A 25,298-nucleotide genomic window follows, 5' to 3' on the forward strand; every position below is an offset into this window, starting at 1 on the left:
CCGCCCAGGCTGCGCCCGCGGCGCCGGCCGCGCGACCTCCGAGGCCGCCCGGGGAGGGCCGCCAGGGCCGGCCCCGCGCCGAGGCAGGTGCAGCCCGGCCGCGCCGCGTGGCCAATCCGCTGCCGCCGATTACGTTCCCCGAGGCGCTGCCGGTGTCGGCCCGCCGCGAGGAGATCGCGCAGGCGCTGCTGGCCAGCCAGGTAGTGATCGTCTCGGGCGAGACCGGCTCCGGCAAGACCACGCAGCTGCCCAAGATCTGCCTGTCGATCGGGCGCGGCCCGGGCGCGGACGGCGGCGGCGGCCTGATCGGCCACACCCAGCCGCGGCGTATTGCCGCCACCTCCACCGCCAAGCGCATCGCGCAGGAGATCGGCACGCCGCTGGGCGAGCACGTGGGCTACCAGGTGCGTTTCAACGACACCATGTCGCCGGGTGCCTCGGTCAAGCTGATGACCGACGGTATCCTGCTGGCCGAGACGCAGAACGATCCGCTGCTGCGGGCCTACGACACCATCATCATCGACGAGGCGCACGAACGCAGCCTCAATATCGATTTCCTGATCGGCTACCTGAGGGAGATCCTGCCGAAGCGGCCGGACCTCAAGCTGATCATCACCTCGGCCACCATCGACGCCAACCGCTTCGCCGAGCATTTCGCGCAGGGCGGCAAGCCGGCGCCGGTGATCGAGGTGAGCGGGCGCCTGTATCCGGTCGAAATCCGCTACCGGCCGATCGAGAAGGACAAGGCGGCGCCGGGCGAGGGTGCGCCCAAGGCGGCGCAGGGCAAGGACCGCGACCTGTTCGACGGCATCGTCGAGGCCGTGGACGAGCTCTGCCGGCTCGGCCCCGGCGACGTGCTGGTGTTCCTGCCCGGCGAGCGCGAGATCCGCGAGGCCGCGGAGGCGCTGCGCAAGCACCATCCGCCGCATACCGAGATCCTGCCGCTGTTCGCGCGCCTGTCGGTGCAGGAGCAGGAGCGTGTGTTCCGGCCCTCCAATGCACGCCGCATCGTGCTGGCCACCAATGTGGCCGAGACCTCGCTGACCGTGCCGGGCATCCGCTATGTGGTGGATACCGGGATGGCGCGGGTCAAGCGCTATTCCTATCGCAACAAGGTCGAGCAGCTGCAGATCGAGGCGATCTCGCAGGCCGCCGCCAACCAGCGTGCCGGCCGTTGCGGCCGGGTCGCCGACGGCGTATGCATCCGGCTCTACGAGGAAGCGGATTTCGTCGGCCGCGCGCGCTTTACCGATCCGGAAATCCTGCGCTCCTCGCTGGCCGCGGTCATCCTGCGCATGAAGGCGCTCAAGCTGACCGCGATCGAGGAGTTTCCCTTTATCGAGCCGCCGCTGGGTCGTGCCATTGCCGACGGCTACCAGCTGCTGCAGGAGCTGGGCGCGGTGGAGAGCGTGGGCGACGACGCCAACGCGCTGACCCAGACCGGCCGCCAGCTGGCTCGCCTGCCGCTGGACCCGCGCGTGGCCCGCATGATCCTGGCCGCGCGCGAGCACCAGTGCCTGCGCGAAGTGCTGATCATCGCCAGCGCGCTATCCGTACAGGACCCGCGCGACCGCCCGCAGGAGGCGCAGGAAGCGGCCGACCAGGCCCACCGCAAGTTCATGGACGAGAAGTCCGAGTTCCTGGGCTGGGTCAAGATGTGGCGCTGGTTCGAAGAGGCGGTGGCGCACAAGAAGACCAACCGCCAGCTGCAGGACCAGTGCCGCGCCAGCTTCCTCTCGCATGTGCGCCTGCGCGAATGGCGCGACGTGCATTCGCAGCTGCTGACCACGGTGACCGAGCAGGGCTGGCGCCTCAACGAGAGCGAGCCCACTTACGAGCAGGTCCACAAGGCGCTGCTGACCGGCCTGCTGGGCAATGTAGGCTGCAAGCTCGAAGAGGCCGACGGCCGCGGGCGCGAATACCTGGGCGCGCGCGGCATCAAGTTCCACCTGTGGCCCGGCTCGCTGATCGCGCGCAAGGTGGGCCGCTGGATCATCGGCGCCGAGCTGATCGAGACCAGCCGGCTGTTCGCGCGCACGCTGGCGCGCATCGAGCCGGAATGGCTCGAGCAGGTGGGCCGCCACCTGCTCAAGGTGAGCTGGAGCGATCCGCACTGGGAGAAGAAGTCCGGCCAGGTGATGGCCATGGAGCGCGCCACGCTGTACGGGCTGGTGGTCTACCAGCACCGCCGCGTGCACTACGGCCCGATGAACCCGGCGGAGGCGCGCGAGCTGTTTATCCGGCGCGGGCTGGTGGAAGGCGAGTTCGATACCAAATTGCCGTTCTTCGCGCACAACCAGCGCCTGACGCGCGAGATCGAGAACCTGGAGCACAAGTCGCGCCGGCAGGACGTGCTGGTGGACGACGAACTGATCTTCGCCTTCTATGACCGCCTGATCCCGGCGGAGATCCACCAGCAGGCCACCTTCGAGCAGTGGTACCAGACCGAAAGCGCACGTGACCGCAAGCTGCTCTACCTGAACCGCGAAGAGCTGATGCGGCATGAAGCGGCTGGCATTACCACGGACCTGTTCCCCAAGCTGATGCCAGTGGCGGGCGTGGATATGGCGCTGACCTATCACTTCGAGCCCGGCAGCCACCGCGACGGCGTGACGCTGACCGTGCCGCTGTATGCGCTCAACCAGGTGCGCCCGGAGCGGGCCGACTGGCTGGTGCCGGGCATGGTCAAGGAGAAGGTGCACCTGCTGCTCAAGTCACTGCCGCAGAAGCTGCGCCGGCATTGCGTGCCGCTGCCCGACTACGCCGCCGGCTTCGTGGAGCGCAGGCCGTTCGGCGAGGGCGAGCTGCTCGACGTGCTGATCGCCGATATCCGCGAGCAGACCGGCACCATGGTCAGGCGCGCGGACTTCAAGCTGGAGACGCTGCCGGCCCACCATGCGATGAACTTCAAGGTGGTGGACGAACATGGCCGCCAGCTCGACATGGGCCGTAACCTGGCGCAACTGCGCGCCGAGCTGGGCGGGCAGGCACAGCAGTCGTTCCAGAGCATCGCTGCGCAATCCGCGTCGCAGGCGCCGGCGGCCGAACCCGGCCAGTACGAAGGGCTGACCGGCTGGTCGTTCGGCGAGCTGCCGGAGCTGCTGGAAATCCGCAAGGGCAACCAGACGCTGTTCGGCTATCCGGCGCTGGTCGACCGCGGAGCGCATTGCGACGTGGAAGTGTTCGACGACCCGCAGGAAGCCGTGCGCGTGCATCACGTCGGCCTGCGCCGCCTGTTCGCGCTGCAATTGCGCGAGCAGGTGAAGTTCCTGGAAAAGAACATCCCCGGCCTGCAGCAGATGGCGATGCAGTACATGACGCTGGGCACGCAGGAAATGCTGCGCGACCAGATCGTGACGATGGCGCTCGAGCGCGCCTGCCTGCAGGCGCCGCTGCCGCGCAACGAGGCTGAGTTCGCCGCGCGCAAGGAGGAGGGGCGTTCGCGCCTGAACCTGCTGGCGCAGGAGATCGCCCGGCTGGTGGGCGCAGTGCTGGCCGAGTACGCCACGCTGCCGCGCAAGCTGATCCAGGCCAAGCCCTTCGCCGCGGCGCACGCCGATATGGAGGCGCAGCTGGCGCGGTTGATGGGTAAGCAGTTCGTGACCGATACGCCCTACCTGCAACTGGTGCATTTCCCGCGCTACCTGAAAGGCATCGCCATGCGCATCGACAAGATCAAGGGCGACCCGGCGCGCGACACCCAGCGCCTGCAGGAAATGACGCCGCTGCTGCAGCAGTGGCAGCGCGCCGAGAAGCAGTTGCGCCAGCAGGGCAGGGGCGTGGAGGATGCGCGCCTGGACGAGTTCCGCTGGATGCTGGAAGAACTGCGCGTGGCGCTGTTCGCGCAGGAGCTGCGCACGCCAGTGCCGATGTCGGTAAAGCGGCTGCAGAAGGTTTGGGAGGCGATGCAGAGGTGAGGGGGCTTGGTTTTGCGTGGCATGACAGGCCCACAGGCCCCCCAGCCCAGGCTCCCTGCCTCGGCTCGAAAGCCGGTCCACCACGCCCACCACGAAACCAGCGACGCCACGATGCCGTGGCCACCCGACCCGGTAACGGCAGATGCCCGAACAAGCAGTGCACCAGCGCCCAGGGGCATCACCACGAAACCAGCACCGCCCGCAGCCTAGCGGCCGCCCGAGCCGGTACCGGCAGATTCCAGCAGAACCGACACGCCCACCACGAATCCGCAAATCCCATAAACCCTGGATTCTTCTGCCCCTCCGGCCAGGAGTCCGCTTTCTTGGCCTACTTTCTTTTCGGACAAAAGAAAGTAGGTCGCGCCGGGGGCGCGAAAGCCTTTGACGTTGACGTTGACGTTGACTTTGACGTTGACGTTGACCTTGACGTCGACAACAGCCCCCAAAAATTCGCCAGGAACCCTCTGCCCCCCCGTCCCCTATCCCCCCACCCCGAGATTGTGACCAAATGTTAGTTTCTTGAGCTGCGTCATCGGATCAGGACCCGGAAACGTTAGAATGCTCGATTAAGTCATTGTTTAACGGTCTTATGCTCGCATTGCGTCGTGTAGTTTCCGGGTTTGCCTTGATCGGTACCCTGTCCCTGGGGATGGCAGCGGCGCCGGCCTCGGCAGAAGTGGTGGTGGTGCTCAATTCGGGTGACGCAACCGTCACGCTGATCGACAAGGACATGCAGAAGGTGCTCGAGACCTTCCCGGTCGGCAAGGAGCCCCATCACCTGATCGCCACGCCCGACGACAAATCGCTGATCGTCGCCAATGCAGTGGGCAATGACCTGGTCTTCCTCGACCCGGTCACGGGCAAGGTCCAGCAGCGCGTTCCCAATATCGACGATCCCTACCAGATCGGTTTCTCGCCCGACCAGAAATGGTTCCTGACCACCGGCAACCGCCTCGACCGGGTCGACCTGTACCGCTGGGACGGCAAGGCGCTGAAGATCGCCAAGCAATTGCCGCTGGCCAAGACACCGAGCCATATCGCCTTCACCGCCGATAGCCGCGTGGCCTTCATCACGCTGCAGGACTCCAACGAGGTGGTCGCCATCGACCTGCCCACGCAGACCGTGATGTGGCGCATGGACGCCGGCTCGGCACCCGCCGGGGTGTGGGTGACGCCTGACCAGAAGTACCTGCTGGTGGGCATGACCGGCGCCGACTACGTCGCCGTGATCGACTGGCATACCCGCACCGTGGTCAAGCAGATCCAGACCGGCAAGGGCGCGCACAATTTCCGCGCGGTGGGCGACAAGCGCCACCTGTTCCTGTCCAACCGCGTCTCCGGCACGATCAGCATCCTGGACCAGCAGACGCTGACCAAGATCGGCGATATCACCGGCCTGCCTGCCGGTCCCGATGACATGGAGCTCACCGCGGACGGCAAGACGCTGTGGGTGAGCTTCCGCTGGGCACGCTCGGTCGGCCTGGTCGACGTGGCCAGCCGCAAGCTGGTCAAGACCATCCGCGTCGGCCGTTCGCCGCACGGCATTTACTTCCGCACGCGCGCGCCTTTGTATTGAGTATTGAGCCGGGCGTGGCGGGCGCGGCGCCGCACGGAACGCGGCGGCCCGCGCGGCACTCGAAACTAGTATGGCTGTCGCCACTCCAATGCAGTCACAGGTCATCAGGACAGGCATCATGAGCAAGATTTCGCGGCCCCGGCCCGCCCGCGCGGTGATACGCGCGGCGGCCGGGTTTGCCGTTGCGGGGCTGGCACTGGCGGCGGCGGCGGCGGGTTTCGCCACCTCGGCCACGTCGGCCACCTCAGCCACCTCAGCCACCTCAGCCAACGCCGCCGGACCCGCGCAGCCGGCGCCTGCCGCGCCGCAATCCTGCCGTGCCGGCACGCTCTACCTGACCTTCGATACCGGCAGCATGAGCCAGGCCACGCTGATCGCCGACACGCTGCGCCGCCACCATATCAAGGCCACCTTCTTCCTCGCCAACGAGCCCACCGTCAACAAGGACAGCTCGCTCGACCCGGGCTGGGCCGCGTACTGGAAGACGCTGGCGGCGGACGGCCATGTCTTCGGCAGCCACACCTTCGACCACGTCTACCTGCGCGGCACGCGCGACGGCAAAGTGACGATGCGCCCGCAGTTCGGCGCGCAGGCCGGCCAGGACGTGACAATGGACCAGCAGGGCTTTTGCAGCGAACTCAAGCGCAGCGCGCGGGCACTGCGCGGGCTGAGCGGCGCCGCGATGTCGCCGCTGTGGCGCGCGCCGGGCGGCCATACCGCGCCGCAGACGCTGCAATGGGCCGAGCAGTGCGGCTTCAGGCACGTGGCATGGGCGCCGGCCGGCTTCCTTGGCGATGAATTGTCTTCCGAGCGCTTCCCGAACAAGGTGCTGCTGGCGCGCGCGCTGCGCGACCTGCGCGATGGCGACATCACCATGGCGCATCTCGGCATCTGGTCGCGCAAGGATCCGTGGGCGCCGGGCGTGCTCGAGCCGCTGATCAGCGGGCTGGAGCAGAAGGGCTTCTGCTTCGCCACGCTGCGCGAGCATCCCGCCTATCGCGAGTGGTTGCGCGGCCAGGGCGCCACCGTGGCGGGCCGCGAGGCGGGGAGACCGTGATGCTGGACACGCTCAACGCCTGGGTCGGCCAGGTCGAAGCCACGCTGTTCCAGGACGTGATCCTGCCGGTGGTCTACCAGCTCGGCTTCGGCGGCTATGCCGAGGACGCCTTCACGGGCACCGAATGGCTGCTGGTGGGGCTGGTGCAGATCGTGGTGATGGTGCTGATCCTGGGGCCGCTGGAAAAGCTGCGCCCGGTCGAGGTCGTGACCGACCGCGGGGCGATCCGCACCGACATTCTCTATACCGTCGTGCATCGGCTCGGCCTGTTCCGGCTGGCGATGTTCTTCCTGCTCGGCCCGCTGATGGACGGGCTCGAAGGCCAGCTGCGCCTGCTTGGCTGGCAGCGCGTGAATGTGGAGGACTGGTGGCCGGCGGTGACGTCGATCCCGCTGGTCAGCTTCTTCGTCTACCTGCTGCTGTTCGACCTGCTCGACTACTGGTACCACCGCCTGTCGCATACCTACCGCTGGTGGTGGAGCCTGCACGCCGTGCACCACAGCCAGCGCCAGATGACGCTGTGGAGCGACAACCGCAACCACCTGCTCGACGACATGCTGCGCGACCTGGTGTTCGCCGTGGTGGCGCTGGCGGTCGGCGTGGAGCCGTCGCAGTACGTGCTGCTGGTGGCGCTGTCGCAGCTTCTGCAGAGCCTGCAGCATGCCAACCTGCGCCTGCACTTCGGCGCGCTCGGCGAGCGGCTGCTGGTGTCGCCGCGCTTTCACCGCACCCACCACGCGGTGGGCGTGGGCCACGAGGCGATCGGCCGTCCCGGCCGGCTCGGCGGCTGCAATTACGGCGTGATCTTCCCATGGTGGGACATGCTGTTCCGCACCGCCGTGTTCACCGACGCCTACTATCCCACCGGGATCCGCGACCAGATGCCGCCGCCCGCGGGCAAGAGCCGCAACTACGGCACCGGCTTCCTGTCGCAGCAGTGGTACGGCATCAAGCGCCTGCTGCGGCTGGGCTGACGGGCCGCGCCGCCGCCTCGCGGCGTCCCGCCTGGCCATGGCGGTGATGTGCCGGCCGGCAGGCTCCGGCCGGCGCCGGTGACGTGTGCTAGTCTGTTTGTCTTCGCTTTCGCGGCAATCCAATTCACTGCATGAACGATATTTTTCGCGCGTTTGGTCGTGCCCTGATGAGCCAGCTGCATCCGCGCATGCTGATGCTCACCGTCATCCCCTTCGTGTTGGCGACGGGGCTGTGGGGTGGCCTGCTGCTGTGGGGCTGGGAGCCCATCATGGCGACCGCGCGCGGCATCCTCGAAAGCTCGGCGCTCACCAGCTGGATCTACGCGGGGCTGGCCTGGCTGGGCATGCAGTCGCTCAATGCCGTGGTGGCGCCGCTGTTCGTGATCGCGCTGATGGTGCCGCTGGTGATCGCCTCGATGCTGATCTTCATCAGCCTGTTCTCCGTGCCTTCGGTGATGCGCCACCTGGAGCGCAGCTATCCCGGGCTGGAGCGGGCCAAGGGCGGCAGCGTGGCCGGCAGCGTGTTGCAGACGCTCGGCAGTACCTTCCTGTTCCTGCTGCTGGTGATCGTGACCTTGCCGCTGTGGCTGTTCCCGCTGTTCTTTGCGCTGATCCCGCCGTTGCTGTGGGGCTGGCTGACCTACCGCGTGATGACCTACGACGCGCTGGCCGAGCACGCCACCGCCGAAGAGCGCAAGACCCTGATGAAACGCCACCGCGCGTCCTTGCTCTCGATCGGCGTGGCGGTCGGGCTGCTGGGCTCGGCACCGACGCTGATCTGGGTATCCTCGGCGGCGCTGATCTTCCTGTTTCCGTTCGTACTGGCGGGCACGCTGTGGCTCTATGTGCTGATCTTTATCTTCTCGGCGCTGTGGTTCGGGCATTTCTGCCTGCGCGCGCTGGAGCAGTTGCGCGCCGAGCGCGCCGCCGTGGCGGCTTCGCCTGCGGCGGACGTCATCGATCTCGCGCCGTCCGACGTGCGGCGCATTGAACAATCCTGAAGCGAGGGCATCATGGGTTTCGGCCTGATCGTCATTGGTGACGAGATTCTGTCGGGGCGGCGCGAAGACAAGCACATGCGCCGCGCCATCGAACTGCTGGCCGCCCGTGGGCTGGCGCTGGACTGGGCAGAGTACGTGGGCGACGAGCGCGCGCGCATCACCGCCACGCTGCGCCGCACCTTTGCCGGCACCGACGTGGTGTTCTGCACCGGCGGCATCGGCGCCACGCCGGACGACCACACCCGGCAATGCGCCGCGGCGGCGCTCGGCGTGCCGCTGGCGTTGCATCCCGAGGCGCGCGAGCTGATCGCCCAGCGCATCGTCGAGACCGCCGCCGGCGATCCGGTCAAGGGCGACCTGAACCTGCCCGAGAACCAGCATCGCTTCAAGATGGGTGAATTCCCGGCGGGCGCGCGCATCATCCCGAACAGCTACAACCGGATTCCCGGCTTCTCCGTAGCCGATCATCACTTCATGCCCGGCTTCCCGGTAATGGCATGGCCGATGATGGAATGGGTGCTGGACCATTACTACCCGCACCTGTTCCATACGGCGGTGCAGGAGGAGCGTTCGTTCCTGGTGTTCGAGGCGCCCGAATCGACCCTGACGCCGCTGATGGAGCGGGTCGAGGCAGCGTTCGGCGGCGTGCGCGTGTTCAGCCTGCCGTCGGTAGGCGATGCCAGGCGCGGCGAGCTCTATGCGCGGCGCCATATCGACCTCGGCGTGAAGGGGGCGAGCGATCTCGTCGAGCCGGCCTACGCCATGCTGCGCGACGGCGTGCGCGAGATGGGCTTCGAGCTGGTGGAAGTCGCGGCGCGGCGGCCGGGCGATCCCGCGGCAGACTGAGCGGCGGACTGAGCGGTGATACGGTCATCGAATGAAAAACGGGACAGCCATGCTGTCCCGTTTTGCTTGCCGCCCGGCCGGGGCCTGGCGGTGTTGCCGCCCGTCAGGCGCCGTGCCACGGCAATCCGCGCACGCACCAGCCTTCCGTCGTCTTGCGGTGATGATGCTCATCGCGGTTGCCCTCGAAGCCTTCGAGCACATCCATCGCAAACTGGTAGCCGGCCTCGGTCGCCACGCGCGCCGCGTGCTTGGAGCGCGCCGCGCTGCGGCACAGGAACAGCACGGGTACATCGGTCGGTACCCGCGCCTTGAGCTGCTCGAGGAAGGCCGCGTTCTGCGCGCCGCCCGGGTAGCTCATCCATTCGACGTGCGCGGACTGGGCTTCCGGCAGGTCCGGCCCGCCGATCCAGTCCAGTTCCGCCTGCGTGCGCACGTCCACCATCACGGCGGCGGGATCGTTCTGCAGCAGGGCAAACGCTTCTTGCGGCGAGAGGGCGCCGAAATAGGGGAGCTGGTTTTGCTGCTGGCGCTGGCGCGCGGCTTGGAGAAGGTCGTCTCGGGTGGTCATCTGGGTGACAAGATCGAAAGGTGGAGTGGCGCCACGGCGCCATAGGGCAATGGAGCGCCCCGACGGGTATTCTAGCGCGCCGCGGGCCGGGCCCGGCAGGTTTGGGCGGCGGTCGGCCGCGGCCAGGAATGCCGGGTGCATGCACCGCAAGCAGGCAACCTGGTGGCGAGCGCACCAAAACAGATCATCATTTGCGTGGTGGCACATTGATGGTGCATTTTCGCGCTGTATTGCACTGTTTTGGTGTTTCCGCGGGCCCTGCCGGATGCGCGCCTGCGGGGCTCGCGCGGCCTGCCTGGGCAGCGAGATTTTGCATATGCCACATGCGCCACCCTGGCACCGTCCGAAGGCCTGCCTGGGGCCGTCCAATTGCACTTTTTTCGGGAACGCAGGGGTAATCAGGGTCTTCCCTTGGCATGCTTTCTGCTAACATTCCTCGTCCCTTTCGTGGCCGGTTTTTGCGCAGTCCCCAAGCCTTGCAGGCGGGGTGTGACGAAGACCGACGCAAGAATGGCTTTCTAGACTTCAGCCGAATTTCCAGGAGATAGGCATGGCCCACAGCGTTGCAGATGTGATGAAGCTTGTGAAGGAAAACGACGTCAAGTTCGTCGATTTCCGTTTCACCGATACCAAAGGCAAAGAGCAACACGTGTCGGTACCCGTGTCGCACTTCGACGAAGACAAGTTCGAAAGCGGCCACGCATTCGACGGCTCGTCGATCGCCGGCTGGAAGGGTATCGAGGCTTCGGACATGCTGCTGATGCCGGATCCGGTTACCGCCAACATCGATCCGTTTTACGAAGAACCGACCCTGGTGCTGACCTGCGACGTGGTCGAGCCGTCGGATGGCAAGGGCTACGACCGCGACCCGCGCTCGATCGCCAAGCGCGCCGAGGCGTACCTGAAGAGCACCGGCCTGGGCGACACCGCCTACTTCGGTCCGGAACCCGAATTCTTCATCTTCGACGGCGTGACCTGGAACATTGACATGCAGGGTTGCGCTGTCAAGATCCACTCGGAAGAAGCACCGTGGTCGTCGGGCAAGGAATTCGAGCACGGCAACAGCGGCCACCGTCCGGGCAAGAAGGGCGGCTACTTCCCGGTCGCCCCGATCGACACCTTCCAGGACATCCGTTCGGAAATGTGCCTGATCCTGGAATCGCTGGGCATCCCCGTGGAAGTCCACCACCACGAAGTGGCTGGCCAGGGCCAGAACGAAATCGGCACCCGGTTCAGCACGCTGGTGCAGCGCGCCGACTGGACGCAGCTGCAGAAGTACGTGATCCAGAACGTCGCGCACACCTACGGCAAGACCGCCACCTTCATGCCGAAGCCGGTCGTGGGTGACAACGGTTCGGGCATGCACGTGCACCAGTCCGTGTGGAAGGACGGCCAGAACCTGTTCGCGGGCAACGGCTACGCCGGCCTGTCGGAATTCGCGCTGTACTACATCGGCGGCATCATCAAGCACGCTCGCGCGCTGAACGCCATCACCAACCCGGGCACGAACTCGTACAAGCGCCTGGTCCCGGGCTTCGAGGCACCGGTGAAGCTGGCCTACTCGGCCCGCAACCGCTCGGCTTCGATCCGCATTCCGTATGTGGCGAACCCGAAGGGCCGCCGTATCGAAACGCGCTTCCCGGATCCGCTGATGAACCCGTACCTGGGCTTCTCGGCGCTGCTGATGGCCGGCCTGGACGGCGTGATGAACAAGATCCACCCGGGCGAAGCTGCCGACAAGAACCTGTACGACCTGCCGCCGGAAGAGGATGCAAAGATCCCGACCGTCTGCTCGAGCCTCGACCAGGCCCTGGAATACCTCGACAACGACCGCGAGTTCCTGACGCGCGGCGGCGTCTTCTCCAACTCCATGATCGATGCCTACATCGAACTGAAGATGGAAGAAGTCACCCGCTTCCGCATGACCACGCACCCGATCGAGTTCGAAATGTACTACTCGCTGTAAGGCGGGACGTTGCCTGGTTGTGACCGGGCAACAGTTGCACCAGGAAGGGGCGGCTTCGGCTGTCCCTTTTTGTTTTGAAGCCTGGATTGATGGCTAGAATGGGGCTCCTTTTCCACCTCCCTTGCTGATGTCAATGGACGCGCTCGACTTTCCGCACTCCCAGCTCCACCCGATGCCCCGCTTCGGTGCCCGCATGCGTGCGCCGGCGGCCGTATGCGCCATGTTGGCGCTGGCCTTGCTGGCCTGGAGTCGGCCGGCGCCGGCGCAATCGGGTGATATCTATGTCTGCGCCGGCCCCAACGGCGTGCCGGAGTACCGCAACGGCAATGGCGGCAAGGGCTGCAAGCGGCTCAGCCTGCCGGAAGTGACCACCGTGCCGGGCACGCGCGTCTCCGCCGCCGGCGCGGCCAAGGGCAGCGCGCCGGCCACCACGCCCGCGACCTTCCCGCGGGTGGACAGCGCCACGCAGAAGAGCCGCGACGGCGAGCGCCGCGCCGTGCTCGAGCAGGAACTGCAGAGCGAGGAGGCCAAGCTGGCCGGGCTGCGCGCCGAGTACAACAACGGCCAGCCCGAGCGCCAGGGCAACGAGCGCAACTACCAGCGGTACCTGGACCGCACCGCCGCGCTGCGTGACGACATCGCGCGCGGCGAGGCCAATGCCGCATCGTTGCGGCGCGAACTTTCCAACCTGAAGGACTAGTCTCATGCGTCGCCTGATTCGCAGCGTCTCCCGCAAGGTGGCTTCGGCCGGAGCCGGCAATCCGCCCGAGGGCGGGGCCGCGGTGCTGCCGTTGGGCGATGTTTCCTATCGCCAGGGCCTGGACGTGATCGCCAACCCGGTCCTGCTGGTGCGCCAGCCGGGCATGCGCATCGTCTACGCCAACCCGGCGGCCGAAGCGAGCTTCGCGGTATCGCGCAAGGCCATGGTGGAGCTGTCGCTGGCGGACCTGTTCGGCGCCTCGGAAGAGCTCGGCAGCATGATCGATACGGTGCTCTCGCGGCAGTTCGATGCGCGCCGCCAGGACGTGGTGCTGCACCCGCCCTTGCAGGAGCCGACCCACGCGCACGTGGTGATCGGCGCGCTGGAGGCCAACCCCGACACCGTGCTGGTGGAGATGTTGCCCAACGAGCAGAAGGTGCGCAGCGAGCGCGAGGAACGCATCCTCGACCTGACCTCGGCCAACAAGGAACTGATCCGCAACCTCGCCCACGAGATCAAGAACCCGCTGGGTGGCATCCGCGGCGCGGCGCAGCTGCTGGAGTTTGAGCTGCCGGACCGCTCGCTGCGCGAATACACCCAGGTCATCATCAAGGAGTCGGATCGCCTGCAGACGCTGGTGGACCGGCTGCTGGAGCCGCACCGGCATCCGCATATCGTGTCGGACCTCAATATCCACGAGGTGCTGGAGCGCGTGCGTTCGGTGGTGCTGGCCGAATTCCCGTCCGGGCTGGATATCGTGCGCGACTACGACGCCAGCCTGCCGGACCTGCGCGGCGACATGGAGCAACTGATCCAGGCCGTGCTCAACATCGTCCACAACGCTGCGCAGGCGCTGGCCGAGCGCATCGGGCGCGGCGATGCGCAGATCGTCCTGCGCACGCGCGTGGCCCGCCAGGTGACAATTGCCAAGCGTCTGTTCAAGCTGGCATTGGACTTGCATGTCATCGATAACGGTCCGGGCATCCCCGAGGATATTCGCGAACGCATCTTCTATCCGCTGGTGTCGGGTAGGGACGGCGGCAGCGGCCTCGGTCTCACACTCGCTCAAACCTTCGTGCAGCAGCACGAGGGCTTGATCGAATGTGAGAGCCGGCCTGGCTGTACCGACTTCCGTATCCTGCTGCCCCTGCATTGACCTGGCGAAAGCAATTGGCATTGCCTCAACGATTGCTGCCTCCCGGTGCCTCAGGTGGCGTGCAGACAGGAACGCGGAAGACCGAATGACACCGAGCAGACAAGCGACGCACATGAAGCCGATCTGGATAGTCGACGACGATCAATCAATCCGCTGGGTTCTTGAGAAAGCCCTCGCCCGTGAAAGCCTGCTCTCGCGCAGCTTTACCAATGTGCGCGACGTACTCGCCGCGCTCGAAGACGACGAGCCGCAAGTCCTGATCTCCGATATCCGCATGCCGGGTGGCTCGGGCCTGGATCTGCTGCAAGCGCTCAAGGCGCGCCACCCGGGGCTGCCCGTCATCGTGATGACGGCCTACTCCGACCTGGACAGCGCGGTAGCCGCGTTCCAGGGCGGCGCCTTCGAATACCTGGCCAAGCCCTTCGACGTGGACAAGGCGGTCGAGCTGATCCGCCGCGCGCTGCAGGAAAGCCTGCGCGAGGAGGAGATGGAAGACCGCCTGGTGGACGCCCCCGAGATCCTCGGCCAGGCGCCCGCCATGCAGGACGTGTTCCGCGCCATCGGCCGCCTGTCGCAGTCCAACGTGACCGTGCTGATCACCGGCGAGTCCGGCACCGGCAAGGAGCTGGTGGCGCAGGCGCTGCACAAGCACAGCCCGCGTGCCAACGGCCCCTTCATCGCGCTGAACACCGCGGCCATCCCGAAAGACCTGCTTGAATCCGAACTGTTCGGCCATGAGCGCGGCGCCTTCACCGGCGCGCAGACCATGCGCCGCGGCCGCTTCGAGCAGGCCGAGGGCGGCACGCTGTTCCTCGACGAAATCGGCGACATGCCGTTCGACCTGCAGACGCGCCTGCTGCGCGTGCTGTCCGACGGCAACTTCTACCGCGTGGGCGGGCACAATCCGCTGCGCGCCAATGTGCGCGTGATTGCCGCCACCCACCAGAACCTGGAGACGCGCGTCAAGGAAGGACTGTTCCGCGAGGACTTGTTCCACCGCCTCAACGTGATCCGCCTGCGCCTGCCGCCGCTGCGCGAGCGGCCGGAGGACATCACCCTGCTGGCCCGTCATTTCCTGCAGAAGAGCGCCAAGGAACTGGGCGTGGAGCCCAAGCGCATGGCGGACGAGGCCTTGACCTATGTCAGCACGCTGCCGTTCCCCGGCAACGTCCGCCAGCTGGAGAACCTCTGCAACTGGCTGACCGTGATGGCGCCGGCGCAGACCATCGAGGTCAAGGACCTGCCGCGCGAGATGATCGGCGGTGGCACGCCGCAGGGTGGCAACGGCGCGGGTGCGGGCATGGCGCGGGCGCTCGATGCGCGCGCCGAAAGCCGGGCGGACGAGGCCGACGGCCACGACCCGGTGGACTACGGCGCAGCGCCCCCCGGGATGGCCGGGGAGCCTGATGCCGCGCTGGCCTTCGCCGGCCGCGCGGCCTCGGCGAGCGCGCTTGCCGGCTGGGAAAACCTGCTGGCGGGCGAGGCGCGCGCCATGCTCGAATCCGGCCAGCCCGAGGTGATGGATGCGCTGACGCGCCGCTTCGAGAAGGCGGTGCTGGAGGCGGCGCTCGGCGTGACCCGCGGGCGCCGGGTGGAGGCGGCCACCCGCCTGGGGATCGGGCGCAATACGATCACCCGCAAGCTGCAGGAACTGGGCTTCGACTGACGGCTTTGCCGCAGCGCGGAAATGAATACGGCCGGGTTTGTCCCGGCCGTATTCATTTGATGCGCGCTACGCGCGCGCGTCAGCCTCGTGCCGCCAGCAGCAGTTCTGCCATTTCCGCAAATCCCTCGCCGCAAGCCGCCTGCGTCAGGTAGGCGGGCCTGGCCGGCAGTTGCGGCAGAATGTCGCGGATGTTGGCGACCCCGACCGACAGGGGAAAGTGGGCGAACATGGTGGCGTCGTTCGCCGAGTCGCCGATAAACAGCCATTCGTCGCGTTCGGCGTCGAGATCCGCGCCGAGCAGCTCGGCTGCGCACAGCTTGCTCATGCTGAGCTTGTCGTGCGCGCCGAACCAGCCGTTGACGTGGATCGAGCTGACCGTGGCCGTCATGCCGGCATCGCGCATCAGCGCGACGATCCGGTCGACCGCGGGCGGGGGCAGGGGGGCGACGTCCTCGGCATGGTCGATGGCCAGGTCGGCCGCGTGCCAGGCCTGGTCGGAGGCCAGCGCGCAGCCGGGGACCGCCTGCAGGATGCGCTGGCCCAGCGCATGGATGCGCTCGAGGTTGGCTGTCCGCGTGGTGGCGTCGTCCAGGTAGCGGGTAACCAGCTTGCCGCTGCGCAGGTGGGAATAGAAGGCGCCGTTCTCGCCGATGATGGCATCCACCGGCCACAGGCGCGTCAGGATCTCGGCCCAGGCGATGCAGCGGCCGGTGACCGGGATCACGTGCAGGCCCGCCTGCTTGAGACGGTCCAGCGCGAGGTAGGTGGCAGCCGGCAGCCTGCCGTCGGTGGTGATGGTGCCGTCGATGTCGGTGAGCACGCCGCGCACGCGGCGCAACGCCGGGGCGGGAAGGGTCTGGATGGCTTGCATAGCCCCGGATTCTACCCTGTCAAGCCACCGACAAAACGTTGTCATATTATTGTCATTTAGTGGATTTGCCCGGTTTTCCAATCCAACAAGGCGGAGTAACATCCGGCTGTCACAAAAACTGCATACAGTCGGTCGATTTTTTCCCGAACTGAAATAACAACCAGGAGAGCTGTCGATGACCTTCCAACGTACCGTGCTGAAGATCGCGGCCTTTGCCGTGCTGGCGGGCGCCGGCACCGCGCACGCCGCTGTCGAGATCCAGTGGTGGCATGCCATGCAGGGCGCGCTGAACGACAAGGTGAACGAGATCGCCGACAAGTTCAATGCCAGCCAGTCCGACTACAAGATCGTGCCGGTCAACAAGGGTAGCTACGACGAGACCATGGCGGCCGGCATTGCCGCCTTCCGCGCCGGCACGCAGCCGGCCATCCTGCAGGTCTTCGAAGTGGGCACGGCCACCATGATGAGCGCCAAGGGCGCCATCAAGCCGGTATCGACGGTGATGAAGGACGCGGGCGAGAAGTTCGACCAGAAGATCTACATCCCCGCGGTTGCCGGCTACTACACCTCGTCCAAGGGCGAGATGCTGTCGTTCCCGTTCAACAGCTCGACCACGGTCTTCTATTACAACAAGGACGCCTTCAAGAAGGCGGGCCTGGACGCCAGCAAGCCGCCCAAGACCTGGCCCGAAGTGATGCAGTACTCGGCCAAGATCAAGGCGTCGGGCGGCCAGTGCGCGTACACCACCGACTGGCAGGGCTGGGTGCACCTGGAGAGCTTCTCGGCCTGGCACAACACGCTGTTCGCTACCAAGAACAACGGCTTCGGTGGCACCGATGCGCGCCTGGTCTTCAACAGCCCGCTGCACGTCAAGCACATCACCAACCTGCAGGAAATGGTGAAGAAGGGCTACTTCAGCTACGGTGGCCGCAAGTCGGAGTCGCAGGCCAAGTTCTATAACGGCGAGTGCGCGATGTTCACGGGTTCGTCGGCATCGCTGGCGAATATCCGCAAGAACGCCAAGTTCGCCTTCGGCGTGTCGCAGCTGCCGTACTATGCCGACGTGCCGGGTGCCCCGCAGAACACCATCATCGGCGGCGCCTCGCTGTGGGTGATGGGCGGCAAGAAGCCCGAGGAGTACAAGGGCGTGGCCAAGTTCTTCACCTACCTGTCGCGTCCGGAGATCCAGTCCGACTGGCACCAGGCCACCGGCTACCTGCCGGTCACCATGGCCGCCTACGAGCTGACCAAGAAGTCCGGCTACTATGAAAAGAACCCGGGCGCCGATGTCTCGGTGGAACAGATGGTAGTCAAGACCACCGACAAGTCGCGCGGCGTGCGCCTGGGCAACCTGGTGCAGATCCGTACCGTGGTCGACGAGGAGCTCGAAGCCGTCTGGGCGGGCAAGAAGCAGCCCAAGGAAGCCCTGGACACCGCGGTCAAGCGCGGCGACGAACTGCTCGAGCGCTTCCAGAAGACCGCGCGCGAGTAAGCCGGCCTGCCCTTGCCGCGAAGACGGGCGGGTTCGCATCCCGCCCGTTTTTTGTTGGCCTGGCACATTGGCCGGGGCGCTCCCGCAACGGCGCGTCCCTGCCAATGTGCCACTTCGTTGGCGCGCCCGCCTTGCGGATGCGCGCCGTAACCTGATTCGATGCCGCCTTGCGCGGCATTCGTTGGACGATTGGATTGCCCATGGAAAAACGGGTTGTCTTCCGGTCGCGATGGCTGCCTTACCTGCTGGTGTTCCCGCAGATTGTCATCACGCTAGTTTTCTTCTTCTGGCCTGCGGGTCAGGCCTTGTACCAGTCCGTGCTGCAGCAGGACGCGTTCGGCATCAACCTGGAGTTCGTCGGGCTGGAGAACTTCAGCACGCTGTGGAACGACCCGCTCTACCTGGAATCCTTCCGCATCACCGGCGTGTTCGCGGTGGGCGTGACCCTGGTCGGCCTGTCCTTCTCGCTGCTGCTGGCGTACTTCGCCGACCGCGTGCTGCGCGGCGCGATGGCCTACCGCATGCTGCTGATCTGGCCCTACGCGGTGGCGCCGGCGGTGGCGGGCGTGCTGTGGATGTTCCTGTTCAATCCGAGCCTGGGCGTGGTGTCCTACGCGCTGCGCGCGCTCGGCATCGACTGGAACTTCCTGCTCAACGGGCAGCAGGCGCTGGGCCTGGTGATCCTGGTGGCGGCATGGAAGCAGATCAGCTACAACTTCCTGTTCTTCCTGGCCGGCCTGCAGAGCATCCCGAAATCGCTGATCGAGGCGGCCGCCATCGACGGCGCAGGCCCGTGGCGCCGCTTCTGGTCGATCGTGTTCCCGCTGCTGTCGCCGACCACCTTCTTCCTGATGGTGATCAACGTCGTGTACGCGTTTTTCGACACGTTCGCCATCATCGACTCGGTGACGCACGGCGGGCCTTTCAACTCCACCAACACGCTGGTCTACAAGGTGTTCCACGACGGCTTCCGCGGCATGGACATCGGCGGCTCGGCGGCGCAATCGGTGGTGCTGATGGTGATCGTGGTCGCGCTCACGGTGGTGCAGTTCCGCTACGTGGAACGCAAGGTTCAATACTGATCAGGCGGGCGCAAACATGGTAGAACGACGACCCTTTCTGGATTTCCTCACACACCTGGTGCTGATCCTCGGCATCGTGGTGGTGGCGTTTCCGGTCTATGTGACTTTCGTGGCTTCGACGCTGACGGCGGAACAGGTGCTGGAAGCACCGATGACGCTGTTGCCCGGCAGCCATTTCTTCGAGAACTATCGCACCGTGCTGTTCAAGGGCGTGGGCGAGTCCGCTTCCCCGGTCTCGACCATGATGCTCAACAGCCTGGTCATGGCGCTCGGTATCTCGCTGGGCAAGATCGCGATCTCGATCATCTCGGCCTTCGCGGTGGTGTACTTCAAGTTCCCGCTGCGCAAGACCTTTTTCTGGATGATCTTCATCACGCTGATGCTGCCGGTGGAAGTGCGGATCCTGCCGACCTACAAGGTGGTGTCGGACCTGGGCATGCTGGACAGCTACTTCGGCCTGACCATCCCGATCATTGCCTCGGCGACCGCGACCTTCCTGTTCCGCCAGTTCTTCCTGACCATCCCGGACGAGCTGGCCGAGGCGGCGCGCATCGACGGCGCCGGGCCGCTGCGCTTCTTCAAGGACGTGGTGCTGCCGCTGTCCAAGACCAGCATCGCGGCACTGTTCGTGATCCAGTTCATCTACGGCTGGAACCAGTACCTGTGGCCGCTGCTGATCACCACGCAGAAGTCGATGACCCCGGTGGTGGTGGGTGTCACGCAGATGATCTCCCGCTCCGGCGATGCCGCGACCGACTGGAACCTGGTGATGGCCACCGTGATGCTGGCCATGATCCCGCCCGCGATCGTGGTGGTGCTGATGCAGAAGTGGTTCGTCAAGGGCCTGGTCGAAACCGAAAAATAAGCGGACGGGGCAGGGCGCGAAAACGCGCCCGCCACGCCTACTCAGCGCATAAGCAGCGAGAAAGAATAGCAATGGCAAAACTGTCGCTTCGCAACGTACAGAAAACCTACGCCGGCAATGTCAAGGTCGTGCACGGCATCGACATGGAAATCACCGACGGCGAGTTCATCGTCATCGTCGGCCCCTCGGGTTGCGGCAAATCCACGCTGCTGCGCATGGTGGCCGGGCTCGAAGCCATCAGCGGCGGCGAGGTCCATATCGGCGAGAAGGTCGTGAACGACCTCGAGCCGGCCGAGCGGGACATCGCCATGGTGTTCCAGAACTACGCGCTCTACCCGCATATGAGCGTCTACGACAACATGGCCTACGGCCTCAAGATCCGCGGCATGGCCAAGGCCGAGATCGAGCAGCGCGTGCGCCATGCCGCCGGCATCCTGGAGCTCGCCCCGCTGCTGGACCGCAAGCCGCGCCAGCTCTCGGGCGGCCAGCGCCAGCGCGTGGCCATGGGCCGCGCCATCGTGCGCGAGCCGGCGGTGTTCCTGTTCGATGAGCCCCTCTCGAACCTGGACGCCAAGCTGCGCGTGCAGATGCGCCTGGAGCTCAAGGAGCTGCACCGCCGCCTGCGCACCACCAGCATGTACGTGACGCACGACCAGGTCGAGGCCATGACGCTGGCCGACCGCATGATGGTGCTCAACGGCGGCCGCGTCGAGCAGATCGGCACGCCGCTCGAAGTCTATGCGCGCCCGGCCAGCACTTTCGTGGCGAGCTTTATCGGTTCGCCGCCGATGAACCTGGTGCCGGTGGCCCGCGTCAATGGCGGCCAGGGCGAGGCGCAGATGCGCGTGGAGCAGAAGGAGGGCGCCCAGGGGCAGCCCGCCACGCTCGGCCACCTGCCGATGGGCCTGCACTTGCCGCAGCGCGCGTTGCTGGGCCTGCGCCCGGAGCATATCGAGCCGTGCGCGGCGGCCGAGGCGATTGCCGAGATCGATGTGCGGCTGGTCGAAGCGCTGGGGGCGGACTCGTTCGCCTACGGCACGCTGGGCAGCCAGCCGGTGGTGGTGCGCCTGGACAGCAATATGCATGTGCGCGGCGGCGACCGCCTGCCGATCACGGCCTCGGCCGATCACCTGCATTTCTTCGACGCCGAGACCGGCAAGCGGATCGACGCCTGAGCGGACCAAACGGTAATCCACACCATGACGCAGACCACCTGGCCCTATCCGCGCCATATCGCCCATCGCGGCGCCGGCAAGCTGGCTCCCGAGAACACGCTGGCGGCCTTCCGCCACGGTGCCTCGTTCGGCTACCGCATGTTCGAGTTCGACGTGAAACTCTCCGGCGACGGCCGTGCCGTGCTGTTGCACGACGCCACGCTCGACCGCACCACCAGCGGCCGCGGCCGCGCCGATGCGCTCACGCTGGGCGAACTGGCTACGCTGGATGCCGGCAGCTGGCATAGCCCGGCGTATGCCGGCGAGCCGATTCCGACGCTGGCAGCGATCGCCCGCTATACCCGCGCCAACGGCCTGCACGTGAATATCGAGATCAAGCCGGTGCCGGGCGCGGAATGGCGCACCGGCGCCGCGGTGGCGCTGGACGCGCTGGCCCTGTGGGCCGGCAGCGAGGTGCCACCGCTGCTGTCGTCGTTCTCCGAGGAGGCGCTGGAGGCCGCCCGCAAGGCTGCCCCGGCGCTGCCGCGCGCGCTGCTGCTGGACAAGCTGCCGCCCGACTGGCTGGAGCGGCTGCGCCGGCTGGACTGCGTGGCGCTCGATTCGAACCACCGCGAGCTCACCGCCGAGGTGATTCAGGCAGCGCACGCGGCCGGTTTTCGCGTGGCCTGCTATACGGTCAACGATCCGGTGCGCGCCGCCGAGCTGCTCGGCTGGGGCCTCGACGCGCTGATCACCGACGCGGTCGACCAGATCGCCCCGGACGCGGCCTGAGTACGACCCGAACGCGGCCTGAACACGGCCGCACGGCGGGGGAGGGAGGTGGGCGCGCCACGACCGCCTGCGCGGGCGGTGGTGCCGCGCAACGATGCCCGATGGCGCTTGTTGTTAATCCGTTCCGTAATGCGAAAAGACCCCAGTGGCGGTTGGCAAACGTGCTATGCTTATGCGCAGTGAAGACTTAGGTCCTTCCCCGCACAACTTGCCCTTGCAGGGCGATCGCAGCGCCGAAAGAACCGGCACCCATCGTGGTGCCGTTTGCATAAGGTGCTCCGGTTGACCTGAAGAGTTGTTTGCAATCCGCTAACCGGTCAAGCCGTGTCGCGGAAGGTTGATGAACCCGCTTTACTCCGGCATACCCGGAGAATAGTGAGCGCCCCATGATGCAGCAGTATCAAAGCAATTCGTACCTCTTCGGCGGCAATGCCCCCTATGTGGAAGAGCTGTACGAGGCCTACCTCCAGAATCCCACTTCGGTTCCCGACAACTGGCGCGCGTATTTCGACGCGATGCAGAACGTGCCGGCCGTCGACGGCTCCAACGCCCGCGACATCGCCCACGCTCCCATCGTCGCCTCGTTCGCCGAGCGCGCCAAGCAGGGTCCAATCAAGACCATCGTCGCGTCCGCCGATTCGGACATGGGGCGCAAGCGTGTCGCTGCCACGCAACTGATCGCCGCCTACCGCAACATCGGTTCGCACTGGGCCGACCTCGATCCGCTCAAGCGCCAGGAGCGTCCGCCCCTGCCGGATCTCGACCCGGCTTTCTACGGCTTCTCCGAAAGCGATCTCGACATCGTCTTCAACGCCAGCAATACGTATTTCGGCAAGGAATCGATGAGCCTGCGCGAGCTGCTCAACAACCTGCGCGAAACGTACTGCAGCAGCATCGGCGCCGAGTTCATGTATATCAGCGACCAGGCGCAGAAGCGCTGGTGGCAGGAGCGCCTGGAAACCACGCGTTCCAAGCCGGTGTTCACGCTCGACAAGAAGAAGCACGTCCTGGACCGCCTGACCGCGGCCGAAGGCCTGGAGCGCTTCCTCCACACCAAATTCGTCGGCCAGAAGCGCTTTTCGCTCGAAGGCGGCGAATCCTTCATCGCCGCCATGGACGAGCTGATCCAGCGCGCGGGCAGCAAGGGCGTGCAGGAAATCGTGATCGGCATGGCCCACCGCGGCCGCCTGAACGTGCTGGTCAATACGCTGGGCAAGATGCCGGCGGACCTGTTCGCCGAATTCGAAGGCAAGCACGTCGACGACCTGCCGGCCGGCGACGTGAAGTACCACAAGGGCTTCTCCAGCGACGTCTCCACCGAAGGCGGCCCGGTCCACCTGTCGCTCGCCTTCAACCCGTCGCACCTGGAAATCGTCAACCCGGTCGTGGAAGGCTCGGTCAAGGCCCGCCAGGAACGCCGCGGCGAGCCCGCCGGCCACGCCGAAGTGCTGCCGGTGCAAGTGCACGGCGACGCGGCATTCGCCGGCCAGGGCGTGGTGATGGAAACGCTGAACCTGGCGCAGACCCGCGGCTACGGCACGGGCGGCACGATGCACATCGTGATCAACAACCAGATCGGCTTCACCACCTCCGACCCGCGCGACGCGCGTTCGACGCTGTACTGCACGGACGTGGTCAAGATGATCGAAGCGCCGGTGCTGCACGTCAACGGCGACGATCCCGAAGCCGTGGTGTTCGCCATGCAGCTCGCAGTGGACTTCCGCATGGAGTTCAAGCGCGACGTCGTGGTCGACATCATCTGCTTCCGCAAGCTGGGCCACAACGAGCAGGACACCCCGGCCGTCACCCAGCCGCTGATGTACAAGAAGATCAGCCAGCACCCGGGCACGCGCAAGCTGTACGCCGACAAGCTGGCAGCGCAGAACCTGGTCGGTGCCGACTTCGGTGACGAGCTGGTCAAGGAATACCGTGCCGCCATGGACGCGGGCAAGCACACGGTCGACCCCGTCCTGTCGAACTTCAAGAACAAGTTCGCCGTGGACTGGATGCCGTTCCTGAACCGCAAGTGGACCGACGCCGCCGACACCGCGGTGCCGGTGACCGAGCTCAAGCGCCTGGCCGAACGCATCACCACGATCCCCGAGCACTTCAAGCTGCACACCCTGGTCGAGAAGGTCGTCAAGGACCGCGCCAACATGGGCCGCGGCGACCAGTCGCTGGACTGGGGCATGGGCGAGCACCTGGCCTTCGCGTCGCTGGTGGCTTCGGGCTACCCGGTGCGTATCACCGGCCAGGACGCCGGCCGCGGCACCTTCACCCACCGCCACTCGGTCCTGCATGACCAGAACCGCGAGCGCTGGGATGCCGGCAGCTACGTGCCGCTGCAGAACGTGTCCGAGAACCAGGCTCCGTTCACGGTGATCGACTCGGTGCTGTCCGAAGAAGCCGTGCTCGGCTTCGAATACGGCTTCTCGACCGCCGAACCGAACGCGCTCGTGATCTGGGAAGCCCAGTTCGGCGACTTCGTCAACGGCGCCCAGGTCGTGATCGACCAGTTCATCTCGTCGGGCGAAGTGAAGTGGGGCCGTGCCTCGGGCCTGACCCTGATGCTGCCGCACGGCTACGAAGGCCAGGGTCCGGAACACAGCTCGGCGCGCATCGAGCGCTTCCTGCAGCTGTGCGCGGACCACAATATGCAAGTCTGCCAACCGACCACCCCGGCCCAGATCTTCCACCTGCTGCGCCGCCAGATGATCCGTCTGTTCCGCAAGCCGCTGGTGATCATGACGCCGAAGTCGCTGCTGCGTAACAAGGATGCGGTCTCGCCGCTGTCCGACCTGGCCAAGGGTCACTTCGAGACCGTCATTCCGGATCACGAAGAACTGAACGCCAGCAAGGTCAAGCGCATCGTCATGTGCTCGGGCAAGGTCTACTACGACCTGGTCAATGCGCGCAAGGAACGTGGCGCCGGCGATACGGCCATCATCCGCATGGAACAGCTCTATCCGTTCCCGCACAAGGCGGTGGCCGCCGAGCTGAAGAAGTATCCCAACGCCAACGAAATCGTGTGGTGCCAGGACGAGCCGCAGAACCAGGGCGCCTGGTTCTTCGTGCAGCACTACATCATGGAAAACATGACCGAAGGGCAGAAGCTCGGCTACGCCGGCCGTCCCGCCTCGGCATCGCCGGCAGTTGGCTACTACGCCAAGCACAACGAGCAGCAGAAGGCGCTGCTGGATGCGGCTTTCGCCAAGCTCAAGGGCTTTGTCCTGACCAAATGATCGTGGCCTGAATGGCGGTGCGCGCGCCGAGCGCGCACCGCTTTGTCTTTGCCGCATGCCCGAAGCACATACGAATACAAAAGGAAATACCAACCATGGCTATTGTTGACGTCAAGGTTCCGCAGCTGTCCGAATCGGTTGCAGAAGCGACCATGCTGAACTGGAAGAAAAAGCCGGGCGAAGCCGTTGCCCAAGACGAAATCCTGATTGAGATCGAGACCGACAAGGTCGTGCTCGAAGTGCCGGCCCCGTCGGCAGGCGTGCTGTCGCAGATCATCCGCAACGATGGCGACACCGTGGTCGCCGACGAAGTGATCGCCAAGATCGACACCGAAGCCACCGCCGGCGCAGCTGCTCCCGCCGCCGCCGCGCC

The 25,298-nt window shown here is 66.1% G+C and carries 20 protein-coding genes; 17 read left to right on the forward strand and 3 right to left on the reverse strand.

What is annotated here, in order from left to right; genetic code table 11:
• Positions 1 to 3,917: ATP-dependent RNA helicase HrpA (gene hrpA, locus AC1DKV_RS34780; RefSeq protein ID WP_477139124.1), on the forward strand; the 3,917-nt coding region annotated here is incomplete at its 5' end.
• Between the two features lie 206 nt (positions 3,918 to 4,123).
• Here the strand turns inward: hrpA and AC1DKV_RS34785 are convergent.
• Complete coding sequence (locus tag AC1DKV_RS34785) at positions 4,124 to 4,363, reverse strand: hypothetical protein (RefSeq protein WP_441623638.1); 240 nt, start codon at positions 4,361 to 4,363, stop codon at positions 4,124 to 4,126.
• A 143-nt stretch (positions 4,364 to 4,506) separates the two neighbouring features.
• Here AC1DKV_RS34785 and AC1DKV_RS34790 point away from each other — a divergent pair, with 143 nt between their 5' ends.
• The 5 genes from AC1DKV_RS34790 to AC1DKV_RS34810 all read left to right on the forward strand — a co-directional run bounded on the left by AC1DKV_RS34790 (position 4,507) and on the right by AC1DKV_RS34810 (position 9,371).
• Positions 4,507 to 5,493, forward strand: coding sequence for a YVTN family beta-propeller repeat protein (locus tag AC1DKV_RS34790; protein ID WP_441623669.1), 987 nt, complete (start codon positions 4,507 to 4,509; stop codon positions 5,491 to 5,493).
• A 118-nt stretch (positions 5,494 to 5,611) separates the two neighbouring features.
• Complete coding sequence (locus AC1DKV_RS34795; RefSeq protein WP_441623640.1) at positions 5,612 to 6,550, forward strand: polysaccharide deacetylase family protein; 939 nt, start codon at positions 5,612 to 5,614, stop codon at positions 6,548 to 6,550.
• Positions 6,550 to 7,524, forward strand: a complete 975-nt coding sequence (locus AC1DKV_RS34800; RefSeq protein WP_441623641.1) for a sterol desaturase family protein — start codon at positions 6,550 to 6,552, stop codon at positions 7,522 to 7,524. The genes AC1DKV_RS34795 and AC1DKV_RS34800 overlap by 1 nt, the downstream gene beginning before the upstream one ends.
• A gap of 131 nt (positions 7,525 to 7,655) precedes the next feature.
• Entirely contained in the window at positions 7,656 to 8,525 is an 870-nt protein-coding gene (locus AC1DKV_RS34805) for an EI24 domain-containing protein (RefSeq protein WP_441623643.1), read from the forward strand.
• Between the two features lie 12 nt (positions 8,526 to 8,537).
• Positions 8,538 to 9,371 (forward strand): competence/damage-inducible protein A, encoded by an 834-nt coding sequence (locus AC1DKV_RS34810; RefSeq protein ID WP_441623645.1) that lies wholly within the window; start codon positions 8,538 to 8,540, stop codon positions 9,369 to 9,371.
• A gap of 103 nt (positions 9,372 to 9,474) precedes the next feature.
• Here AC1DKV_RS34810 and AC1DKV_RS34815 read toward each other — a convergent pair whose 3' ends face one another.
• On the reverse strand, positions 9,475 to 9,939 hold the full coding sequence (locus AC1DKV_RS34815) for a rhodanese-like domain-containing protein (protein ID WP_441623647.1): 465 nt from the start codon (positions 9,937 to 9,939) through the stop codon (positions 9,475 to 9,477).
• A 550-nt stretch (positions 9,940 to 10,489) separates the two neighbouring features.
• Between AC1DKV_RS34815 and AC1DKV_RS34820 the strand changes: the two genes are divergently transcribed.
• The 4 genes from AC1DKV_RS34820 (at position 10,490) to ntrC (ending at position 15,427) form a co-directional block, all read left to right on the forward strand.
• Positions 10,490 to 11,905, forward strand: a complete 1,416-nt coding sequence (locus AC1DKV_RS34820; RefSeq protein ID WP_441623649.1) for a 3-hydroxylaminophenol mutase — start codon at positions 10,490 to 10,492, stop codon at positions 11,903 to 11,905.
• Positions 11,906 to 12,038: 133 nt separating this feature from the next.
• A complete protein-coding gene (locus AC1DKV_RS34825) occupies positions 12,039 to 12,605 on the forward strand; it encodes a DUF4124 domain-containing protein (protein ID WP_441623651.1) in 567 nt (188 codons plus the stop codon).
• 4 nt (positions 12,606 to 12,609) lie between these two features.
• Positions 12,610 to 13,761: a nitrogen regulation protein NR(II) gene (gene glnL, locus AC1DKV_RS34830; protein ID WP_441623653.1), complete on the forward strand. Its 1,152-nt coding sequence runs from the start codon at positions 12,610 to 12,612 to the stop codon at positions 13,759 to 13,761.
• Between the two features lie 112 nt (positions 13,762 to 13,873).
• The gene (gene ntrC, locus AC1DKV_RS34835; RefSeq protein WP_441623655.1) at positions 13,874 to 15,427 is read left to right on the forward strand and encodes a nitrogen regulation protein NR(I); all 1,554 of its coding nucleotides are present in this window, start codon (positions 13,874 to 13,876) and stop codon (positions 15,425 to 15,427) included.
• 79 nt (positions 15,428 to 15,506) lie between these two features.
• Here the strand turns inward: ntrC and AC1DKV_RS34840 are convergent, their stop codons facing one another.
• Positions 15,507 to 16,298 (reverse strand): HAD-IIB family hydrolase, encoded by a 792-nt coding sequence (locus AC1DKV_RS34840; RefSeq protein WP_441623656.1) that lies wholly within the window; start codon positions 16,296 to 16,298, stop codon positions 15,507 to 15,509.
• Between the two features lie 175 nt (positions 16,299 to 16,473).
• Between AC1DKV_RS34840 and ugpB the strand changes: the two genes are divergently transcribed.
• The 7 genes from ugpB to AC1DKV_RS34875 form a co-directional block, all read left to right on the forward strand.
• A complete protein-coding gene (gene ugpB / locus AC1DKV_RS34845) occupies positions 16,474 to 17,790 on the forward strand; it encodes a sn-glycerol-3-phosphate ABC transporter substrate-binding protein UgpB (RefSeq protein ID WP_441623658.1) in 1,317 nt (438 codons plus the stop codon).
• Between the two features lie 200 nt (positions 17,791 to 17,990).
• The gene (gene ugpA / locus AC1DKV_RS34850; RefSeq protein ID WP_441623660.1) at positions 17,991 to 18,872 is read left to right on the forward strand and encodes a sn-glycerol-3-phosphate ABC transporter permease UgpA; all 882 of its coding nucleotides are present in this window, start codon (positions 17,991 to 17,993) and stop codon (positions 18,870 to 18,872) included.
• Positions 18,873 to 18,888: 16 nt separating this feature from the next.
• Positions 18,889 to 19,737 carry a sn-glycerol-3-phosphate ABC transporter permease UgpE gene (gene ugpE, locus AC1DKV_RS34855; RefSeq protein WP_441623662.1) on the forward strand — a complete coding sequence of 283 codons (849 nt, stop codon included), beginning with the start codon at positions 18,889 to 18,891 and terminating at the stop codon, positions 19,735 to 19,737.
• Positions 19,738 to 19,808: 71 nt separating this feature from the next.
• Positions 19,809 to 20,912 (forward strand): sn-glycerol-3-phosphate import ATP-binding protein UgpC, encoded by a 1,104-nt coding sequence (locus tag AC1DKV_RS34860; protein ID WP_441623664.1) that lies wholly within the window; start codon positions 19,809 to 19,811, stop codon positions 20,910 to 20,912.
• Positions 20,913 to 20,936: 24 nt separating this feature from the next.
• Entirely contained in the window at positions 20,937 to 21,683 is a 747-nt protein-coding gene (ugpQ, locus tag AC1DKV_RS34865) for a glycerophosphodiester phosphodiesterase (protein WP_441623666.1), read from the forward strand.
• Positions 21,684 to 22,069: 386 nt separating this feature from the next.
• Positions 22,070 to 24,925 (forward strand): 2-oxoglutarate dehydrogenase E1 component, encoded by a 2,856-nt coding sequence (locus AC1DKV_RS34870; protein ID WP_441623668.1) that lies wholly within the window; start codon positions 22,070 to 22,072, stop codon positions 24,923 to 24,925.
• A gap of 95 nt (positions 24,926 to 25,020) precedes the next feature.
• The coding region (locus tag AC1DKV_RS34875) for a biotin/lipoyl-containing protein (protein WP_477139125.1) at positions 25,021 to 25,298 on the forward strand (278 nt) is incomplete at its 3' end.

This window comes from Cupriavidus sp. 05T41 (assembly GCF_056396525.1).

Bases quoted from the DNA above. Each gene is read 5' to 3' on its own strand.
- AC1DKV_RS34870 (WP_441623668.1), top strand. From the start codon at position 22,070: ATGATGCAGCAGTATCAAAGCAATTCGTACCTCTTCGGCGGCAATGCC.
- AC1DKV_RS34825 (WP_441623651.1), top strand. From the start codon at position 12,039: ATGGACGCGCTCGACTTTCCGCACTCCCAGCTCCACCCGATGCCCCGC.
- AC1DKV_RS34815 (WP_441623647.1), bottom strand. From the start codon at position 9,939: ATGACCACCCGAGACGACCTTCTCCAAGCCGCGCGCCAGCGCCAGCAG.
- ugpA (WP_441623660.1), top strand. From the start codon at position 17,991: ATGGAAAAACGGGTTGTCTTCCGGTCGCGATGGCTGCCTTACCTGCTG.
- AC1DKV_RS34860 (WP_441623664.1), top strand. From the start codon at position 19,809: ATGGCAAAACTGTCGCTTCGCAACGTACAGAAAACCTACGCCGGCAAT.
- AC1DKV_RS34805 (WP_441623643.1), top strand. From the start codon at position 7,656: ATGAACGATATTTTTCGCGCGTTTGGTCGTGCCCTGATGAGCCAGCTG.
- AC1DKV_RS34820 (WP_441623649.1), top strand. From the start codon at position 10,490: ATGGCCCACAGCGTTGCAGATGTGATGAAGCTTGTGAAGGAAAACGAC.
- ugpB (WP_441623658.1), top strand. From the start codon at position 16,474: ATGACCTTCCAACGTACCGTGCTGAAGATCGCGGCCTTTGCCGTGCTG.
- AC1DKV_RS34800 (WP_441623641.1), top strand. From the start codon at position 6,550: ATGCTGGACACGCTCAACGCCTGGGTCGGCCAGGTCGAAGCCACGCTG.
- glnL (WP_441623653.1), top strand. From the start codon at position 12,610: ATGCGTCGCCTGATTCGCAGCGTCTCCCGCAAGGTGGCTTCGGCCGGA.
- ntrC (WP_441623655.1), top strand. From the start codon at position 13,874: ATGAAGCCGATCTGGATAGTCGACGACGATCAATCAATCCGCTGGGTT.
- AC1DKV_RS34795 (WP_441623640.1), top strand. From the start codon at position 5,612: ATGAGCAAGATTTCGCGGCCCCGGCCCGCCCGCGCGGTGATACGCGCG.
- AC1DKV_RS34840 (WP_441623656.1), bottom strand. From the start codon at position 16,298: ATGCAAGCCATCCAGACCCTTCCCGCCCCGGCGTTGCGCCGCGTGCGC.
- ugpQ (WP_441623666.1), top strand. From the start codon at position 20,937: ATGACGCAGACCACCTGGCCCTATCCGCGCCATATCGCCCATCGCGGC.
- ugpE (WP_441623662.1), top strand. From the start codon at position 18,889: ATGGTAGAACGACGACCCTTTCTGGATTTCCTCACACACCTGGTGCTG.
- AC1DKV_RS34810 (WP_441623645.1), top strand. From the start codon at position 8,538: ATGGGTTTCGGCCTGATCGTCATTGGTGACGAGATTCTGTCGGGGCGG.
- AC1DKV_RS34790 (WP_441623669.1), top strand. From the start codon at position 4,507: ATGCTCGCATTGCGTCGTGTAGTTTCCGGGTTTGCCTTGATCGGTACC.